Below are 19,459 nucleotides of genomic sequence, written 5' to 3'. Positions count from 1 at the left end.
GGCTCATATACTCGATCTCATTGCGTTGTCCCGCAGCCACTCGCAGCTTTGCAGGTACTTCGGCATCATCCTCTCCAGCTTCCGCCAAAACTCTGGGGAATGGTCGTGGCGTATCAGTTGGCAGAATTCGTGAATCACGACGTAATCCACCATTTGGTTAGGTGCCACCACGGTCAATAAGTTAAATCCCAACTTGCCGCTGACGGGGAAGCGTATCAACTCACACCAGAGTGGGAATCGTCGTTGGCTACCAGTCCGCGAATTCTAAGATGTTATCCAATTGGGTCAGTCGCACTTTATTCCCCAGTTTTCTCCGCCAGAATCTCCTACGTTCTTCATGATCACCCGCCCCAGTCCATTCAATCACCCTTATGGATTTGGCTGGGACACTGCCATAAGCTTTCAGTTTCTGATTGAGATGCTCGTCATCACCAGAACATCCGAAAACAACGATTTCTTCCGCTTCGCCTAATGCGTAATCCAAATACTCCCAATAGGCTGACAAAACTGGGGATGAACTTATGACAGACATTTTGTAATCAACATGAGTTAGTACGATGTGCCTGCCTATAAAGTCGCTATCAACAGACAGCTGATGGCGCTGTTTTTTCGTCGGAGTACCGTTTCGATTCACGAAGAGTGGCGATCCATGCAGGTGCAAGTAATATCCAAAATCTCGGCCATAAAGGCGTTCGAGATTGTCGCGATGGAAACCTGCGTCCCACATCCCATCTACAAGAAAATTAAAGCCATCCAACACACCATTGTCGATCATCGCTCCATAGAGCAGACGGTCATAGTTCAGTGTTGCCACATGTGATTTCGTATCCTTAAGAAAATCACACAAGGGCTCAATAAACGCATCGGGGAGCCCCCCATCCTCATAGTTATGTAGCTTGGTGGCTACCTTGTGAACAAACCTTGAGATCGTGTCTGGAAACAATCGACCTTGTTCGCTCAGCCATTCCACATCATTGCCGCTCAGCTTCCTTAGAAAGCCGCATGCAGTAACTGCAAGGTGCAAAACTCCCCATTCATGTTCGCCTTCGGGCGGTCTCCCTTCGACTCCGGGCAAGCACGTTTCAATGTACCGCCGATCATCGTCACTTAATATGTCCTCATGACCCCAAATATAATCAATGGCATTGGTTAGATTGAAGTGCTCATGATCCAAAGCCATTCCTAATCCGTTGCCGAATATCAGCGCCTTCCGTGTCATAACAAACCTATACTTCCAAGTTTCTTGCGTTCAGCTTTAACCACTCCCGACACCGCTGATAGTCCGGCATCACCCGCGCCATTTCCCGCCAGAATTCGGGGGAATGATCATGCCGTATCAAATGGCAGAGTTCGTGAATCACCACGTAATCCACCATCCGGTTCGGTGCCATCATGATCTGCCAGTTAAATTCCAGCTTGCCCTTGGTGGTACAGCTGCCCCAGCGGGATTTGAAGGTGCGGACTCCGACTCCGGCAGGTTCAACACCGACATCGGGAGCGAAACGTTCCACTTTGTCAGTGAGCTTCTGTTCAGCCTGCCGTTTGTACCAGCGCACAAGAGCATTGCGCACCATGTGGGATTGCTCGGTGCCAGTGGGTACGGTGACCACTAAACGTCCATTCAACAGTTTCACAGGCGCGAAGTTGCCCGTTTCTACCTTCAGTCGGTAGTTACGCCCCAGATAACCGAAGGCTTCGCCAGAGACATAGCGTTTGCTGCTGGCGGGTGTCATTTCCCGGTGCAGGGTGATCTTTTCTTTAATCCAGCGGCGTTTGGCTGCCAGTAGCTGGTCGATCTTTTCGGCAGGGGTGTTCACGGGCACCACGACAGACACCGCGCCATCTTCCACGCGAATATCCGCAGACTTCCGCCGATTGGTGCGAATGACTTCGGCAATGAAGCCATGCCCGTCTCGATATTCTGGTTTCTGTGAGGCTGCCATCATTTGAACTTGTTCTTCGCCAGGTCCATGAAGCGATCCTGAACCACGTTCACCAGGGCTTTCTCACCAAACGAACAATCCAGAACCGCCCGTTTGATTTCCTTCTTCATCCGCTTTACTTCGTCCGGCTTACTGAAGAAGTCCACAATCTGGGTGGCTTCGTCGAACATGCCCACCAGGTCCTGGCTGGCTGCCTTGATCTCGTCGTGTACGGCTTCGCTGATGGCATCTTCACCGGCATGGCTGGTCACTTCTGCCATCAAGATGTTGTAGAACGCGAATTCGGTTTCACTCAGCCCCAGATCGTCCGCAGCCTGTTTGTGTTCAGACTCCATGCTATCGACCATCTGAAGCAGCAGTTCCAGCTGCTGGTCCCACTTACCCGCCGTCTTTTCGATAATGTCCCTCAGGCGAAGGCTCAGGGATTTGTAGTATTCCGGGTCTTCATCCAGATTAACGGTGATGTGGTGCTTGATGGCGCTTTCGATTTCGGATGCGCGGGATTCCGGGGATTTGATCCGCTCCACGGTCTCCTTGAAGTTCGCTGCCATCAGGTCCACCGGCGGAATTTTCGGGTCCACTCCGGTACTGACGATGTGTTCATCAACCAGCTGGCGGACTTTTGCCCCGGCATCGCTGATGTTCAACCCCGCATCTCGGTAGCGGTTGCGGGCAACGTTCTGCACCTTGCCCCACAATTTCAGGTCCGGAATGAAAGGCTTGGCGGCAGTATCCGGCAGAATCACATCCATCTGCTTGGCGAACTTCTTGAACGCCAGTTCGAACTGCTGGCGGGTGTCTTCATCCTTCAGGTGAAGCACATAGTCATCTACATCCGTACTTTTAACCCCGGAGAAGATGGAAGCCACACGGGTGTGAGCCGCTTTCAGGCGCGGTATCTCGTCTTTCAGTGTGTGGTAGGTGCCTTCCACGTCTTCACTACTGAATTGGTTCAGAGCGTCGGTCAGGTAGTCTGACAGACCGTAGTAGTCCACCACGTAACCGCAGGCTTTGCCCTTGTAGGTCCGGTTCACTCGCGCGATTGCCTGCATCAAGGTGTGGTCCTTCAAACTCCGGTCGATATACATCACCTGGGCGATGGGAGCATCAAAACCGGTCAGCAGCATGTCCTTCACAATCAGGAAGCTGGTTGGGTCTTCCTTCTCTTTATCCGTGCCCAGTGGTTTGGTGAAGTTCTTGATTACCTGTTTCTGATGGGCGCTGTCGGTGTATTGGCTCAGGTATGCCGGGTCGTTGTGAGTGCCAGAAATGATCACTTCAGAAGGGGGCGCTTCCAGGTCGTCCAGGGTCTTTTTGAACACCGTGGCAGCATGGCGGCTACCCACCACAATCATGGCTTTGAAGCCGTTGGGCTGAATCTTTTCCCGGTAATGCTTCAGCAGGTCGATACACACCCAGCGAATACGGGCAGGGGCTTCCCGTACCGCGCGTTCCACACCGTATTTCTTTTTGATTTCCCGCTTTTCGTCGTCGCTTTTGTCTTTGAAGTATTCTTCAAACAGCGCATCCAGGGAGTCACCCACCACGTCGCTCTGAACCTGGCGCCCTTCGTAGATGATGCGCACGGTGGCGCCGTCGTCCACCGCTTCGTTGATTTTGTACTTGTCGATGTAGCCGCCGAAGGCTTTGTCCATCTTCTGGGACTTCAGTAGGGGCGTGCCCGTAAAACCGATCTTCGGGGCGTTGGGCAGGGCGGCATTGATGGTCATTGCCAGCCCGCCAAACTGGGTGCGGTGGGCTTCGTCCGCCAGCACAATGATCTTCTCGCTGGGGTTCAGGTCCGTAAAGTCGCCTTCCTGCTCGGCTTCCTGAAACTTCTGCACCATGGCAGTCACAATGTCGGAAGAATCTTTGGACAGCAGTTCCTTCAGTTCCGCCACTGATCCGGCGTTATGGATGGTTTCGTTCTGAGCATCCCGGAAGGTTTTGGATAGTTGACCGTCCAGCTGGGTACGGTCGGTCACGAACACCAGCTTGTACTGCTTCAGCTCCGCGTCACGGCGCATCTTCACCGCCAGCATGACCATCGTCAGGGACTTCCCGGACCCTTGGGTATGCCAGACTACCCCGGACTTTTCCTTGCGTGTGGTGCCGTTCTTGAGGCGCTCTATGACCTTGTTCACTGCCCGGTATTGCTGATACCGCGCGACCTTCTTAATCAGGCGACCATCTACCGGTTCAAACAGGGTGAAGTTCTGCATCAGGTCCAGGAAGCTGGCGGGGTTGAACATGCCAGCAAGCAACCGCTGTTGCGGGGTAACTTCGCCTGAACGGGTTCCAGTACCTGAAGCGACCTGTTTAGCGGCAACCAGATACTCCGGTGAGGGTACGTCACCGGTCTTGTGGCTGGATGCTGTCGAGCCGGTGGAAATGAAGGCAGGCTGTTGGACCATTGCCTGAATGTCGGCATCGGTATACGGGTAAGCGTCCTTCCAATCCCCATAATGCTGCGCACTGGAACTGATGGTGCCCACCTTCGCCTGATCCCGGCAGGTAGAGACCATCAGCTGGTTGTACCAGAACAGCTTCTGGGCACCTTCATCGTCTTCCGGGCTGCGCAGGTTGGCGTACCGGCGCAGCTGGTTGATGCCTTCGACTACCGCGTCGGCTACATACGGCGATTTGCACTCAATCACCGCCAGCGGCAAGCCGTTCACGAAGCAGACAATATCCGGGATGATGTTTTGGTTGATGCCTTCAACCTTGAACTGGTTGGTGCACAGGAATTCGTTGATTTCAGGGTTGTCGAAGTCGATAACCTTGACGGTCTGCCCCTTGCGACCGGAACCCAGGTCCTGTTCAACGGACAGGTAGTTCACCAGCAGGTCGTAAATGGACTGGTTGTATTCCATCAGACCCGCGTGGTTCGGGTGGGTGAATTCGCGCACGACTTTGCGCAGGTTTTCTTCACTTATCCACGGGTTCAATCGGACAACGGCAGCTTCCAATCGTTTGGACAACACCACATCCCGATAGTACCCCCTTTCACCAACCGGTGAGCCATCAACCGTCGACACCGGCGCAAGGTCCGCACCGGGCACGTAGGTCCAGCCAAGGCGAGTTAGGTGTTCAATGGCGGGCAGTTCAACCTTTTCGACTTCATCCTGAAACAAGGAAAGCTCCCTGATAAGCATGTGCCTCCTGCATGAGGCAACTAATTGGTATCACCGTAGATTAGCAGCTTGAAGGGGAAAACTGGATGTCAGCCGACGCCCCATTTGGCCAGACGTTTATCACATTCATGTTCGGGCAGGCGGGCTCCTGCGTTGAGCATTGCCGTTAATGCGGTGGACAGAGCTGCGGGGGATAGAACCTGACGGTGTTCTAGCTCATCCAATATCCAAAGCACGCCTCGTACGTCCATAGAGGCGCGTTGGCCGGACTTCCTGAGAGCGCCGTCATTAGTCAACAAAGTCCAGCCCCGTTCCCTGGCCACAAAGTAGCATGAGACGTCTGCCAGAGATGAGTTGTTCAGCGTCTGTTTTAGACCAAACAGCTGTTGGGTTTCATCACCGCCGATCCCTTCAATGGTGAGCCCCAAGTCCTGCAGTTGCGCTCCGGGCGGTTTTCGAAGCTCCCGCCAAACGAAGTCCGTGGTGACGAACTCATGGGGTAACTGAAAGACTTTTTCCAGCAGGTTGCTGTGGTGCAGGTCGATCCAGATGTTGGTGTCAGAGACGAGAATCTTCGAGGGCATCGGCGCCGTCACCTGCTTGTCCATTAGCCATGACATCCTCGATCTCTCCAAGACCGACACCCAGTAATTCCGCCGCTCTGGAAGGGGTCACAAGCCCCTCTGCCAGTGCCCGATATACGAGTTGGCGCAGACGATAGGAATTTTCCTCATGCAGCGGCTTTGGCTCGCTCTTCCGATAGCCTCGTGAGGACCAGAAACGGATGGTACTTTGGTAAAACCCTTGTTGAACGATGCCAAGGTCATATAGCCGGCGCAATAATGCCTGAATGGAAATTCCCCACTCCTCTTTGGCGAGCAGGAACTCCCTAAGAAGCACGCGACTCCGGTGACTTCCGAAAGCAGCCCTAACCTGACTGGCAGGAAACAGAAAGGCTCCTGCGAACCGATGGCACCAATTCTCTTCATCGCGAGTGCCATGAATATCATCAGGAATATCCATCACCAGATGACCAAGCTCGTGGGCAAGGTTAAACCGTTGACGTTCTCCGGGGCGAGAGATGTTACTAACGATAACGGCATCGGCGCCATCATTCACAACCGCGCACAAACCATCGAACTTTTCATGAGCCTCAAGACCCACCACCTTGATTCCGTTTTCTTCCAGGGTTTCGGTCAGGTTGGCGATAGGGTTAGTACCAAGGTGCCAGGCTTCCCGTAGGTTTTCTGCAGCCTTTTCGATATCGTCGGTATTCGACACTGGGAAATGCTCACGCCACTGAGCGAAGCCTTTGTCGTCATTCTCGGTATCAAACAGGCGTTCAGCGGCCAGGTAACGCTCCAGATGTTCGCGAACCTGTTCCTTTACGGCTTCCTGTTGTTTCTTACCGAACGCCGAGTGCTTTCGAAAGTCCACCTCACCCAGTTCCACGGAGTCCGAGCGGAAGAAGTATTCCGGGTTTACCCCCAGCACATCCGCCAGACGGATCAAACGAGTTGAGTTAGGCGCATCCTTTCCCTGTTCATACTTCGACAATGCCTGTTTGGTGATGTCTCCCAGCTGGTCGGCGACCTGCTGCAGGGACATGTTTTTCAGGACTCGTGCACGACGCAACCGATCATGCAACATGGCTCTCTTCCTTAAAGTTGACAACTATTGGTTGACGATTTTAGTTTGATGTTGACGACTGTCAACCTTATAGGTACATTGTTCACAGAAAAACACAAGATGTAGTGCTTTATTGCAAGAAGCACCAACCGGATGTGTATCAGGAGAGTCTAAGAAGGCTTTCTTGGTAAGGATTCCCGGCTCGGGCGGCAACCCGAGCCGGGAGGACGCAAAAGAGCAGGACTTAGCATGGCGGCCCTGTTCTCTTGGCAGGTTGCAATCGGATTATTGCGAACGGAAGGTTAGACCTCACCGCGCAAAACGTCAACTTTGCGAAGTTTCCAAGGCCGTGGTTGTAGCTGGAGGTGATCCCATGGCTCGCAAAGACGACTATGAGATTATTTTCCGCCCTTACATCCGTAAGAACGGCAAGATCATCCGCCCGAAGAAGGGCAAGGTCTTTCCGATCAAGGTTCGTAAGAAGCGGTGATTGAATGGCGGGGGCGATTGCCTCCGCCATTTTTACGTTCACGCAACTGCGGTTTCTTTCTCGCTGACGTTAACTCTGACCTTGCCTGTTAAAAGGTCTTGCATGAGGGCTTTTTTCAGGTTGTTTAACCCAGCGAGCCGCTTTTCGCTCGTTGACAACTTCTTGATTACAGAATCGACCGCTCGAAAAATATCTCGTTGCTCTTCTAGAGGTGGGACTGGCACCAACAGGTTTTTCATATCACCTACGTTGAAGTGTTGTTGTGCGAGCCCTCCCTGGGCTTTCAGAACCTGACCTTTCCCCTGATCCGAGTTCACCCACAGGGAGAAAAAGTGAGAGTCCATTTCTGCTGAAGGACGAGTGATTACCACATCAATGCAGTTACAGCCCTCAAATTCATCGGTTACAACTGCTGTAGTACCAGGGTATCCAGTGCGTACGGTTAGCAGATCGCCTTTTCTGAGCTTGCTTTTGTGTAGTTGGTCGTTGGATTCTGGCGAGAAATACTTCAGATTGTCCATCGTCAAGCCATTCTCTCTGACGTTGGCGGAGCGCAAGGCTGGCACTCCTTGATCAACGTAATATTGAGTGGGCTTGATTACTACGCCAACCATGATTGAACCAGAAATATCGTCGGCCTTGCGGACTTCCCAGCATGCCGGTATCCGCCCCACCGGCGAATCCTTAAACTCAACGTGCCCAATCCCTTTGGTCAACAACTCCTGCATCATGCCGGTTTTCAGGTCTTTCAGCTTGTCGATCTGTGCGCGTGTTTTTTCGATCACGTCATCGACGGACGACAGGATGGCTGCGATTTTTCGTTGTTCGGGGAGTGGGGGAAGAACGAACTCCAGATCGAAGAAATCTCCAACCCCCACATTCAACAAGCCGTGATTTCTCGCACCTTCTTTTGCGATTTGGTTGATTTCGTCGATAAACCATTGGCTGTCGAAAAAATGTTCGGCATATCGTTCATCAACGTCCGATGATGACATGTCGAAGCAAATGTATAGCGGTGACAGAATCCCAGACTGATACCTCTTTAAGCGTCTGACTACGCCAACAGGGTACCCATTTGAATAGCTTTTGTTGTAAGCAAATTCTCCGCGTTTCAATAGAAAATAGTTAGAGAGGTTCTCGCTGGCGACAATCTTATTAAAAAACTCTCTTTGGTTTACCAGACCATGAACCGCCGAGATGGTTAGAACATTAGTATTGCCAATAGTATTGCGGCGCCTAACACGTTGTCCCAGTGCTGATAGGGGTACCCGCCGCCATTCCCCGGGAATAGTTTTAAACATGCCCCAACTCCTCGAGATACCTCTTCATCACGTTTTCAGCTTCAGCCACCTGTGCATCAAGATCGCTCAATGACAACCGGTACTTGTGCCACCAACGCTCCAGCTGTGTGATTACCTTGGCATCTACATCCCCCACGGTTTCCCGAATGGCTTCTTTGGTGTCGATCCTCGGCTTGAAGTCGTAGTAGTCAGCATCCCGTTTCACGAAAACGGTGGACACGTCGAAATCTTCCAGAACTTCTTCCCGGATGTACTCGCTTTCCACTTCACGCACCGGAATACCCCCGTGCAAGATAGCGCGCACATCGAAGATTTCCGGAGGCGGGCTGGTGTCGGCGTAACGGCGGATGTTCAGGTTGTAATCGTTTTCGGCAATTTCAGCCAGAGTGACGACTTTTGAATATCGTTTGATTTCCGCGTAGTCGTCGAAGGTCTGGACGATCTTTTCAATGTCCTGCTGGCGGAGTTTGTTCTGGTTCTTGCCTTCTTCGTATTCCAGTTCGCTGTTGATGAACAGCACCTTGCCTTTGCGATCTGCCGGTTTGTTCTTGTTGATGATCAACAGGCAGGCTGGGATGCCGGTGCCGTAGAACAGGGCTGCGGGTAAGCCAACCACCGCTTCCAGCAGGTCATCGTTCAGGATGCCCTGGCGAATGGCTTTCTCACTGGAACCCCTGAACAAAACACCGTGGGGCATTACTACGCCCATCATGCCTTCGGCGTTCAGGCTGGCGATCATGTGCTGGACGAATGCCAGGTCACCGGCATCCTTGGGCGGTGTGCCGTAGGGGAAGCGCCCGTAGGAATCGCTGTCCGCTTCTTCCTTACCCCACTTCTTCAGGCTGAAGGGCGGGTTGGCAATGACCCGGTCAAAGGTCATCAGTTCGCCACCTTGGGTGTGCTGCGGATCACCGAGCGTATCGCCCTTGCGAATGTCCGCACTGTAGACTCCATGCAGGAACATGTTCATCTTGCAAATCGCCCAGGTGTTAAGGTTCATCTCCTGACCGAACAGGGACAAGTTGGACGGGTTTTCACCGTGGGTCGCCAGATAGTTCCGGGTCTGTACCAACATGCCGCCAGAGCCGGCGGTAGGGTCGTATATACGCATCCCGGCATGAGGCTTCAGCAAAGCAACCAGCAGTTGCACCACTTCAGACGGGGTGTAGAACTCACCGCCTTTTTTACCGGCGCTGTCCGCGAACATCTTGATCAGGTATTCGTAGGCGGTACCCAGCAGGTCAGGGCGCTCGAAGTCTTCGTTGCGCAGGCGGTAACGGCTGAAGTGGCTCAGCAGGTCGCGCAGTTTTTTATCAGACAGCTTGTTCTTGATGTTGAAGTCGATGGAAACCAGCACCCCTTCCAGCACGGGGTTGAATTCTTCGATGGCTTCGGTGGCGGTGTTCAACTCAGAGCCAATGTCGTGCTTCAGGTCCTTGATGGCACCCCAGCGCGCAATGGGTGGTATATAGAAGGTCGTGTCGTATTCGTCTTCATCGTCCGCCAGCGCCCTGGCTTGTGCTTCGGCCTTGCCCTTGTCCATGTAGTACCGGACAACGCCTTCCTGTGCTTCTTCAAAGGCATCCGACAGGCGCTTCAGAAACATCATCCCGAAGATGTAGTCCTTGTATTCGGATGCATCCATGTTGCCGCGCAGAATGTCGGCGGCTTCCCATAGAAAGGATTCAAGTTGTTGCAAGGAGATGTTGTGGCTCATTCAAAAGGTTCCATTTACTGCTTATGACTATCACAAGACAAAAAGGCACTAACGCCGGCAAGTTCGCGATGAGTGTAGCCACCCGATTCAGGTGCAGCAATGGAGTGCGGTGACAATCTGTGGAAATGTCACTTCTTTCCGTGAGTGGTTCTGACTGACCGCGATTGTGAATTTTCCAAAACGGTTTTCGTTTTTTCATTCACGTTCTAGACTGCATGTCACCGTAGGAAATCCCCTATAAAAATCAATCTAATGGATTAGTGATGCACAAAAAATCAATCGCATGTTTTCTCTCGTCCGTGTTCATTCTTTCTGCCTGTGGTGGCGGCTCTGGCGGCTCCACGAGCTCGTCCGAAAACGTCGCAAGCGCCTCAGGAAAGGTGATCGATGGCTATATTTCAGGTGCCACGGTCTTTCTCGACCTCAACTTCAATGGCGTCCTGGATGCGGGCGAGCCTCAAACCGTATCTGGTGATTTTGGAGACTACACCCTGCAGCTGTCCTCAGCGGATCGCCAGTGCTTGGGGTATGCGCCTCTCGTCGTCGATGTGCCTGCGGGTGCGATCGATGAAGATCAGGGTGAAGTGGATGAGCCCTATCAAATGGTCTTTGCACCGCCTTTCGAGCAGGTCAGTGATCGTGAGTTCTTCAACATATCGCCGCTAACATCCGTGCTGTGGACAGCCATTCAGGATGAGCTAAATGCGGACCTGACGGACCTCACTTGTGCGGACGTTCTCGATCAGGAACAAAAAAGGGAACAACTTCGTTCCATCCTAGAAACTTCAATTGTTGAGGTTGTGTCGCATTACAACATCTCCGAGGCTCAGCTGTTCTCGGACTTCGTCGCCAATGGAGATGTAGCTACCCAAGCGAAAGCGATCAGCATCGTGAAGGGGCTGAAGAAAAGCTTCGCTGAAACCGCACGGTTGAAGAATGAGTACCCGAACGCATTGCTGGTAAGAGCGGACTACCACCAATTCGATGAGCGCGATGCTGGCGATCAATATCCGGATGCGTGGTATCTCGAATTCCATCTGATCAATGAAACTCGGCAGATATTCCGCCTGGACAAGGTGAGTGACGATCTTTCTGAAGTGGTGCGTCCGATCATCTATGGCGAAGTCGGAAGGTTGGAAGAGGGTGACCTCAGTTACTACGACAGTTTCGAATTCGAATCGCGAGGCGGAGACGGTTCGAACTACAGCTGCGATAGTAAGGAAGGCGTGATCACCGTTCAGGACGGGAAAACCTATGAGCTGACGAACCTGGTTAACAAGCAGGCAACTGAGTTTGCCGAATGCCAAGCGGTGGACTTCACGACCGAGACGTACATGAGATACGCGTTTGTCGAGTTTTCTGATGGAACCTCGGATTACAGCAGCCAGTTTATTTACCTGCCGCCCGATACCGATCTGATGCCGTTGAGCGACTGGCTGGGACTGAAGTCCCAACTTGATACATTGGACTCTGCCGTGCTGGTCGATACCTATGAGGGCTTGCCGTATGGCTACTCGGAAATCGGCATGGGCGGTGCCGATTCGTGGCATAAGCGAAAGGCGTATCAGGAAGGGGAAAACCAGGTCGCACTGTACAAGAACGATTCGGGGCAATACGAAAAGACAACAACCTATCCTGACGGGACACGCACGACAGAGTGTTCTTCCGATGGAGAAAATTGGGAGCCTTGTAGCTAACGAGGCGTAGAACTATGTTGAGAAGGAAAGCCCAGGGAATACCCTACTGGGCTTTCTTTCTGTATAGCCGCTTAGCCTTGGGTCCACCTGTTCGGTACAGGTCTTTATTCTTCTCCCACTTCTCCCCCAGAAGCTCTTCAGCTTCAGATTCGTACGCCTCAATCAAATCCCGACCTTTTACTTCCCTTTGCCGCTCACCACTGCCCATGGTGTAACGATCGAGCATCATCCGGGCGAGCATCAAAGAACTGGAGGGCTTTTCACCTGTGAGGGCGAAATAGGCGGCTGCAAGTTCCTTGTGATCGAAAATATCCGGTAACAATCCCAACAAATGGATCAATCCACGCTTGTTCAATCTGGACTGCATTACCTGGTCCAGGTCCGCTTTCAGGTGTCCGACGAAGTCTTCCACAATTTTCGTTTCGACAGCACCGAGAGAGGTGCCGGCTTTCACGGCGGGGACCAAAGTATTCCTATCCTTGGATGTTTGAAGCGTCTCCTCAGTAAGCAGTTGGAAATAGACAAGGGTCAGTTTGTCGGTCCCCGTCTCGCAGGGCGCGAGAAAGCTATGACGTTGAACGCCCTCCGAACACCCCGATAAGTCAGCTGCAAGCTCATTCGCCACTGTGTCCGGGTCACCGCTATCGAGGGTCGCTGAAGGCAGAGCATTGTTATCGCTCGGAAGCATCAGATGCAGCTGGGCGTGCTTCATCGTCAGTGCGATCAGGGTGATTTTTACGTCCATGGAACTTAACTCACTGGGATTGACAATGAAAAGGATACTGTATTCTTAATCAAGAATTCATCCTTCTGCATGCTACCGACCCCAAGCCACTGGCGATTTCAAAGGTCATCATTGTCGACCCACGTTATTAATACAGTATTGCCAATCAGTTAATGCAACTGTATCTTTAACGTTAATGGGAGACTGACATGATTTTTATCACCGAAGACTTGGACTTCGATAATCTGACATCGGATCAATTTCACCATCTTGTGCCTGAGAAGCCGTTAGAGGCGTTCTGCTGGGATACTCCGGCTAGCCCGTTGCCTATCGTTGATTACGACTTGAAGGGCTACCGGGAGATCGTAAAGAGCTTCTATCAACGCCTGACTTTGCTGCGTTGCGCCAGAAACACTGCGCAGTCACCGACGGATACCCAGATCGAAGATTACACGCGATACCTGGTTGAAAACCAACGCAACGATCCAGAACTTCACTTTGGTCATGGTTCCTGGACAGTGCCGGAGGACACGGCAATACCGGGGGATGCCGCTGTTGATTTCGCGTTCGTTCCATCGTATCTCGCGGTCGCCTGGTTGGTGCTCGTTAAAGAGAGGCATTCCGACGTCGCACTTAGAGTTCAAGGACTGGATGCTTCACTGCGTCGAGGATTACGATTCATTTTCACCAAGGACCTGAAGGGCGCTGGTCACGAGGCTAACCGGGACTTGTTGAATGCAGTCGACTACCTCTCGCTCGGAATGGTGTTCAGCTTTGTTGTGGATCAGCAGGAACGATTCCCACGATTGGCCGAGAAGGTTCGAGCCATTGAAGCGAGCATCAAGGGGAAGTTGGCGAATGCCACGGGTTTCAGTGCGACAGACTTATACAGTCGCCAGAGAGCTCTTGAATTGATCCGTGGCGGCGATAGGGACGATAGTCTCGTGTGTCCTCCAGTATGGCACCAGTGGCAACTGTCGCAGTCTGCATGGGCTTACAACCGCGTTCTTGAAATTGCCCCGCCGATAGCCGCCGGTACGATCTTTCCGTTAGTAAAACAAGCAGCCGTTGATGTGGTGCCGCAACTCAGGGAAGCATTCGATGAAGTGAAACCGAAGCATGCTGTTTTCGGACAACGACGACAGGTGACGTCTGACCCCGTCGAACTGACGCTAAACGTATCATTCGATTCAAGCATTGAGTCGGCCATTGAACAGGTAGGAGTCGTTCCGTGGGTAAGTCATCTATCGTCACAGGGATTCATGAAGGTGCTGAACCAATCATTCATTAGTCGCCTGTCCTACGAGATCAATGATCGGTTCAACGACGCAGAAGAGTTCAGTGGAGAGGAATTCAGTATCAACGTTTCAAAGATCGAGCGTCATCAGGAAGGATACCGTTTCCATATCTGTGCCACAGGCTAACAGGTACTTAACGGGTAGTAGTCTGCACTTCATCCCTGATCGTCGTCAGTCAGACTATTACTCTCTTGAGCGTTCAGTTCATCATTTGGTATGAGATCAACATAGTTCCAGTTACCCGTTCGATGATCGTCATATCATCTACTCATCGAACAATATCTCTTTAACAACTTTTCTCTGAACATTACTAACCTATCAAGGCAGTCCGTTATTACGGCCCTACCCTGTTTTCCGTGCCTCTCACAGCAACCCTACCCGTTAGGCTTGAGCCACTACTGGCGTGAGAACCACTCTTCGTAGAACGTGTCAGTGTCATATTTCACCTGTTTCATGGAGTAACTGACCACTTTGTCGTCTTCGTTTTTATTTATCACTTGGAAATCTAACTGCTGTGGCGAGCCTCCGCTTGCAGCCCAGCACTCGCGAACAGCCAGTTCCACCAAGACGATGCTTGATAATCGGCGGGAGTGATCAAGGGGTTGCATGGCGACATGCCAATGAAGACGGGACGAGGCTTGACGCTCCAAACCAGCCACAAGGCTCACCCTATTCATGGGAAAATCGGGAGACTTCCAGCTATCCCCGAACGCCCTACGGGACAGCCTCTGCGCAAAATGATTCAGCGTTGCGCGAGCCTTATGAACGGAGACATCGGATCGAAAAGTCAATGTGTAGAAATATTTGAACTCGTAATCTCGCAGCCAGTCGTTCAGTGCTTTTTCATATGCCAAGCGTTGAGCGAAGCCAGGCTGAAACTGCTGACTTTCAAATGTGGACTTCATTTTATTTTTCTTATTTTATTATTTTCTTAATGCACCTTGCGTGCTTCACGGTATTCGATGATGTCGCTCACCTTAAACCGGTTTCCCCTTCCAATCTTATACAGTGGAATCGCTCGTCTTGCCGCCAGGTCTCCAACTGTTCTAACTGACAACCCTAAAAGTCGCGCGGCTACCCTTGCGTCTACCAACTCCTCTGCATCAAGTTCACTGAGATTTATCATTTTTGTCATTGTTATCTCCTTACGAACCCAATCATACACCGACAGCAGGAATAGTCAATTTTTTCTTTATTTTCATAAAGTTAAATCTTAATCAAGATTTTCCACCAACGTTGGCACTTTTCATTAGAAGAAATGGTCAACCAGCATTCTTAACCACACCCCAAACCAACCACTTCCTCTAGCATCCTTTCTACATCAAACGTATAAACGAGCACTCCATTTCTTGCGCAAAATTCGATAACTTCTTGAACAACATTTTCTGGCGAATACCCCTCATCCAACAGACCTTCTACTACTATCGATAAATCACAAACCCTATTCAAACTACCCATATAGACAATCATTACATCTCCTTTTTGTTGTATTTACTGCGCCCCACCAGGTACTGATGACCATTCGGGTACTAGCCAATGTGAGCTCTTCCGCCGAAAAACCCAGGATGGATAACCTTTCTTGTAATTAGTCGTTCATTGCGCTTTAATTTCGCAAATGTCTCAATAAACCTTCCATGATTAAATCGAAGCGATACGACAATCGCAGCAACCGCGAAAAGGCACGCATCATCAGGAAGGTGGGTGAGCTGGTTCATGAAGAGCACTTCACTGTTTTGGAAGCCTGTCAGGTGGCAGGCGTTCACCACAGCCAGTATTATCGCTGGAAGAAGCTAGAGGAGGCTGAGGCGAGTGGTGACCGAGACGCGTGGAAACCTCGATCCAAAAGACCAAAACGATTGGCAAGGAAGACGCCCGAAAGCGTCCGCGAAAGGGTTGTCAGCTTGGCACGAAGTGGCGACTTTGGGTCTGCAAACTCCATCGCTAAGACCATAAGCGCCGAGATAGGACGCTCCATCCATGCAGCTACAGTTATCAGTATCCTGGAGAAAGAGGGGCTTTACGGGTTTACAGACGTCAAAGCGGAGGATGGTAGCTTTCTGCGTAAAAAGCGTGGCTTAAAGATCGAAAGTGATGACTGACGGTGAACACCCTAAAGGCGCCCACTCTCCCCTCCACTTCCCCTCGGGGATTACGCTAAACTTAAGACTCTGCTTTAAAAGGTATTTTTAAGGGAAAACTTCGGTTTGGAGGGGATTGAAAATCCCCGTGTCGGTGGTTCGATTCCGCCTCCGGGCACCATCCGAATTCTGACAGAACCCGCCTCGTGCGGGTTTTGTCGTTTCTGGCCCTCCCAAAAACCCCGCATTGGCTTCGTTCGGCTGCTACAAATAACACAGGGGCTCTGGATTCTGTACATCCTGTTTCGCTAACAGGCGCTACTTCCGGGCCATGGCCGCGAGCATGCCATTGACCGCCTCCAGGTGTTCGGGCTCGTTGTGGCACATGCCCTGGAAACAGGCGCACAGATCCAGGAAGTCTTTCAGCTCCATCCGCTGCGCCGTCTTCATCAGACGCTTGGTCAGGCGGGTCGCCTTGGGCGGCTGCTCGGCCATGCGCCGGGCCAACTTAAGCGTGGCCGGCATCAGTTCATCGGCCGGCACCACGTCCATGGCAATGCCAAGCTCTTGCGCTTCGGCCGCCTCCACCACTCGCCCGGTCAGCGTCAGTTCAAAGGCGCGCTGGTAACCGATCTGGCGCTGCATGAACCAGGCGCCGCCGTCCCCGGGAATGATGCCCAGATTGAGGAAGGTCTCGCCAAATTTGGCCCGGTCGGATGCCATGCGGATATCCGCCATGTTGGCCAGGTCGAAGCCGGCGCCAATCGCCGGCCCGTTGACGGCGGCAATCACCGGCACTTCCACTCCCTGCATGGCCAGGGGAATGCGTTGGATACCGCGACGGTAGCGCTCGGCACACTCGGCGACATCGCCGGCAAAGTCGCCTGTGCGTTCGGCCATGTCCCGGATGTTGCCACCGGCGCTGAAGGCAGAACCGGCGCCGGTAATGACCAGCACGGACACCTCCTGGCACTGGTTGACCCACTCCGTGGTGGCAATGATGTCGTCGATCAGGTGCGTGCCGGTCAGGGCGTTACGCACGTCGTGGCGATCCAGGGTGAGCACCGCCACGCGGTCTTCGAGGGTCAGCCGTGCGTCGGTCAGCTTGGGCAAGTTAGTCATCGGAGGGCTCCCGGTTGTTGTTGCTGTCCGGGCAATATAGCACCCCTATGACACCACAAGGGCTAGCGCAGGATGCATTCCCGGCTGAGCTTCTGGCTGGTAATCCGGCGTTGGCGGCGCAAGGTGTTGCCCTTGTCGTTGCCATAACCCGCTCGCAGCTTCGACTGAATGCGCGCCAGCTTGTCGCGGTAGCCGTCACACACTCGGGCGCGGTCGGCCTCCTCAGCCCTCTGGTCGCGACCCTGGGCGCGCCCGGGCTTAGCTAAAAGGTCCCGCACCTCGTCGCGGATACCGGAAATACGGCGCTCCTGCTGGAGGTTTTCCGACATGGGCACCGTTGAAGGCCGGGGCAGACTCAGCTGTTGGTGCGGCAACTCACCTGGCGGATAATCCGAAAAATGCGCCACGCCCTGGCGATCGATCCAGGTAAACACTTCGGCGCTGGCCGGTGCAGCAAGGGCAATCAACGCAATAACAATGGCCGTCGTCCATGGCATTTTTCCACTCCCTGTGGGTCTGAATTGAGCCTCGGGAGTATAGCCAAGCCACAAAAAATTCAATATCGACTGGTTGTCGTTCCCAGCCCCTGTAACTAATCTTAATCATGACGCAGGACTTCAGGCGAAGTCGTCGACCTTGGAAGCGAAAAGAGGCAAGGTCATGATAAACCTAAATTTTTCGGAGAGCATTAGAGCCAGAACACCAGGTAGCGAACCGGCGGCCGTCACCCACGACCTGCATCGGCAGGCCCTTTTTGACCCCGCGTACCTGGACACATTACTGCAAGGCGTGCCGAGCCAGAGCATCAAGAGCAAAACGGCTTACCAAGCCAGGAATGAAGACTTTAACGTGCAACAGTTGTCGCGGACGGACCTGCAAGCGCTGTTGAGCGACCCGGCGCGGGACGTCTGGGTCACGCTCCATGAAATCGAACAGGTTCCGACCCTACGCGGGGTATTCGCCGCCATGGCCAACGCCCTGCGGTCGTCCTTGCCCCCGCGGTACGGCAACGTCCAGTACTGCACCGGCTCGCTGTTCATCAGCCGGGGCAAGGCCAGCACCCCCTTCCACATGGACTACGGCAGCAACCTGCTGCTGCAACTGGCCGGCGAGAAACGTTTTCTGGCCTACAGCCCGAACGACCCGGAAATGGTCTCCAAGCAAAGTCTCGGCGAGTTCTTTCGCGGCGAAGCCAACCCTCTCTCGCAGGTTTATGATCCGTCGTTCGATCAGCGCGCCCTCACGGTGGAGCTCAAGCCAGGACTGGGCGTTTATATGCCGTCAACCAGCCCGCATCGAACCGAGACCCTGAGTCGGGATCTGTCGATTACCGCCAGCCTGTCGTTCGTCAGCCCCTTGGCCGACCAGATTCGCCGGGCCAGCCTGTTCGACACTAGGCTGCCCGGACTGCGATTCCTACCCGACCCGGTGAAATACGGCGTGGTGGCGATCGATGAGTGGCTGGAACGGCTGAAGGGACACGACGAAGTCCGGCACAAGAGCTTCAAGCGACCGGCGTTTTGAACGTTTGGCCTCGTCTGGCACATCCGGACGAGGCCCTGGGCTCTGACATTGAAAAGCTCAGTACCGGGGATCCCACATCCGGCGACCGGTATTCTGCTCATAACCCTGACCATAAGGGTAGCTAACTATTTCAAGCTGCATCCCCCAGGGCGCCAGGAAGTACACCCAGGTCAAACCTTCCATACCGGTGTCGGTAAACGTGTGCGGCTCACATTGCGGACCTCTCTACGCGACAGCTTGACTCAGTCTCTACGACACACTGTCTCAGTAAAGAACGATCTCAAGCTGTAACCCGTGAACTTATCCCCCCTTCGCGGGCCTTGATTCCAGCAAAACCACTGGCTCAGTTATTGCCTGACGTTTCCTATGCGTACCGAGGGTTCCTCGCCTTGAAGGAAGGCATTGCGGTCCCCTGTGTTTTGTCACGCATCAGCAGCACAGGGCTTTGAGCGCGGTTCCCGCGCTCTTTTTTTGTCCCTGAGGCCTGGCCAGACAATCCAGGCAACGCCTGCAGCGCCGCTGTCCGTGGGGCGTTTGACAACTTGATGCAGTTGCTATCTACTTGTTGGAAGTTCATCGGGCCAAAGGGGCAAAGCTTCTGAAGCAACTGAAGGCTGGTATCCCCAAGAGCAAGCACGGAAGCGCCGCTTGGCTGACGTAGGGTCGCTGCTTTCAGCGATCAGTTTCTGCTCGAGACTTCCCACCACTAAGGTGGACCGCTCGCCAGCCACCACCAACGGGACGCGTAGAACACATAACAACAATTAGGCTTATGCTCTCTGACAAAGAGCATGGTCGCCAA

At 53.0% G+C, this 19,459-nt stretch carries 18 protein-coding genes; 4 read left to right on the top strand and 14 right to left on the bottom strand.

Translation table 11 applies throughout. The annotated features are described in order from the left end of the window. Window positions 1-3: 3 nt before the first annotated feature. From U5822_RS09325 to U5822_RS09290, 8 genes are all read right to left on the bottom strand, one after another. Window positions 4-192, bottom strand: a complete 189-nt coding sequence (locus U5822_RS09325; protein WP_322856906.1) for a M48 metallopeptidase family protein — start codon at window positions 190-192, stop codon at window positions 4-6. 55 nt (window positions 193-247) lie between these two features. Continuing rightward, window positions 248-1,180 carry an SIR2 family protein gene (locus tag U5822_RS09320; protein WP_322855354.1) on the bottom strand — a complete coding sequence of 311 codons (933 nt, stop codon included), beginning with the start codon at window positions 1,178-1,180 and terminating at the stop codon, window positions 248-250. 46 nt (window positions 1,181-1,226) lie between these two features. Next, window positions 1,227-1,946 carry a M48 family metallopeptidase gene (locus U5822_RS09315; protein ID WP_322855353.1) on the bottom strand — a complete coding sequence of 240 codons (720 nt, stop codon included), beginning with the start codon at window positions 1,944-1,946 and terminating at the stop codon, window positions 1,227-1,229. Beyond that, on the bottom strand, window positions 1,943-5,077 hold the full coding sequence (locus U5822_RS09310) for a type I restriction endonuclease subunit R (protein ID WP_322855352.1): 3,135 nt from the start codon (window positions 5,075-5,077) through the stop codon (window positions 1,943-1,945). Before U5822_RS09310 ends, U5822_RS09315 begins: the two co-directional genes overlap by 4 nt. Before the next feature lie 89 nt (window positions 5,078-5,166). Beyond that, window positions 5,167-5,685 carry a PIN domain-containing protein gene (locus U5822_RS09305; protein WP_322855351.1) on the bottom strand — a complete coding sequence of 173 codons (519 nt, stop codon included), beginning with the start codon at window positions 5,683-5,685 and terminating at the stop codon, window positions 5,167-5,169. Then, window positions 5,636-6,727, bottom strand: coding sequence for a helix-turn-helix domain-containing protein (locus U5822_RS09300; protein ID WP_322855350.1), 1,092 nt, complete (start codon window positions 6,725-6,727; stop codon window positions 5,636-5,638). Before U5822_RS09300 ends, U5822_RS09305 begins: the two co-directional genes overlap by 50 nt. A gap of 507 nt (window positions 6,728-7,234) precedes the next feature. After that, entirely contained in the window at window positions 7,235-8,497 is a 1,263-nt protein-coding gene (locus U5822_RS09295) for a restriction endonuclease subunit S (protein ID WP_322855349.1), read from the bottom strand. Further along, window positions 8,490-10,214: a type I restriction-modification system subunit M gene (locus U5822_RS09290; protein WP_322855348.1), complete on the bottom strand. Its 1,725-nt coding sequence runs from the start codon at window positions 10,212-10,214 to the stop codon at window positions 8,490-8,492. Before U5822_RS09290 ends, U5822_RS09295 begins: the two co-directional genes overlap by 8 nt. A gap of 263 nt (window positions 10,215-10,477) precedes the next feature. Here U5822_RS09290 and U5822_RS09285 point away from each other — a divergent pair, with 263 nt between their 5' ends. After that, window positions 10,478-11,911, top strand: coding sequence for a hypothetical protein (locus U5822_RS09285; RefSeq protein ID WP_322855347.1), 1,434 nt, complete (start codon window positions 10,478-10,480; stop codon window positions 11,909-11,911). 43 nt (window positions 11,912-11,954) lie between these two features. Here U5822_RS09285 and U5822_RS09280 read toward each other — a convergent pair whose 3' ends face one another. Further along, window positions 11,955-12,656, bottom strand: coding sequence for a hypothetical protein (locus tag U5822_RS09280; protein WP_322855346.1), 702 nt, complete (start codon window positions 12,654-12,656; stop codon window positions 11,955-11,957). Between the two features lie 188 nt (window positions 12,657-12,844). Between U5822_RS09280 and U5822_RS09275 the strand changes: the two genes are divergently transcribed. Then, a complete protein-coding gene (locus U5822_RS09275) occupies window positions 12,845-14,059 on the top strand; it encodes a hypothetical protein (protein WP_322855345.1) in 1,215 nt (404 codons plus the stop codon). Between the two features lie 269 nt (window positions 14,060-14,328). On the opposite strand, the gene U5822_RS09270 is transcribed toward U5822_RS09275, so the two are convergent. The 3 genes from U5822_RS09270 to U5822_RS09265 form a co-directional block, all read right to left on the bottom strand. Further along, window positions 14,329-14,838, bottom strand: a complete 510-nt coding sequence (locus U5822_RS09270; protein ID WP_322855344.1) for a hypothetical protein — start codon at window positions 14,836-14,838, stop codon at window positions 14,329-14,331. A 26-nt stretch (window positions 14,839-14,864) separates the two neighbouring features. Continuing rightward, window positions 14,865-15,059 (bottom strand): helix-turn-helix domain-containing protein, encoded by a 195-nt coding sequence (locus tag U5822_RS18360; protein ID WP_425259401.1) that lies wholly within the window; start codon window positions 15,057-15,059, stop codon window positions 14,865-14,867. Window positions 15,060-15,208: 149 nt separating this feature from the next. Continuing rightward, complete coding sequence (locus tag U5822_RS09265) at window positions 15,209-15,403, bottom strand: hypothetical protein (RefSeq protein ID WP_322855343.1); 195 nt, start codon at window positions 15,401-15,403, stop codon at window positions 15,209-15,211. 164 nt (window positions 15,404-15,567) lie between these two features. Here U5822_RS09265 and U5822_RS09260 point away from each other — a divergent pair, with 164 nt between their 5' ends. Further along, window positions 15,568-16,032: a transposase gene (locus U5822_RS09260; RefSeq protein ID WP_322855342.1), complete on the top strand. Its 465-nt coding sequence runs from the start codon at window positions 15,568-15,570 to the stop codon at window positions 16,030-16,032. Between the two features lie 297 nt (window positions 16,033-16,329). Here the strand turns inward: U5822_RS09260 and U5822_RS09255 are convergent, their stop codons facing one another. Continuing rightward, the gene (locus U5822_RS09255) at window positions 16,330-17,133 is read right to left on the bottom strand and encodes an enoyl-CoA hydratase-related protein (RefSeq protein ID WP_322855341.1); all 804 of its coding nucleotides are present in this window, start codon (window positions 17,131-17,133) and stop codon (window positions 16,330-16,332) included. 62 nt (window positions 17,134-17,195) lie between these two features. Then, the gene (locus U5822_RS09250) at window positions 17,196-17,630 is read right to left on the bottom strand and encodes a DUF4124 domain-containing protein (RefSeq protein ID WP_322855340.1); all 435 of its coding nucleotides are present in this window, start codon (window positions 17,628-17,630) and stop codon (window positions 17,196-17,198) included. 352 nt (window positions 17,631-17,982) lie between these two features. Here U5822_RS09250 and U5822_RS09245 point away from each other — a divergent pair, with 352 nt between their 5' ends. Further along, window positions 17,983-18,657, top strand: coding sequence for a cupin-like domain-containing protein (locus U5822_RS09245; RefSeq protein ID WP_322855339.1), 675 nt, complete (start codon window positions 17,983-17,985; stop codon window positions 18,655-18,657). The last annotated feature ends 802 nt before the right edge of the window (window positions 18,658-19,459 follow it).

The sequence above is a fragment of the Marinobacter qingdaonensis genome, assembly GCF_034555935.1.
Taxonomy (GTDB): Bacteria; Pseudomonadota; Gammaproteobacteria; order Pseudomonadales; family Oleiphilaceae; genus Marinobacter; species Marinobacter qingdaonensis.
Note: the sequence above shows the minus strand (reverse complement) of the source record. Positions and strands in the feature narration are given on the sequence as shown.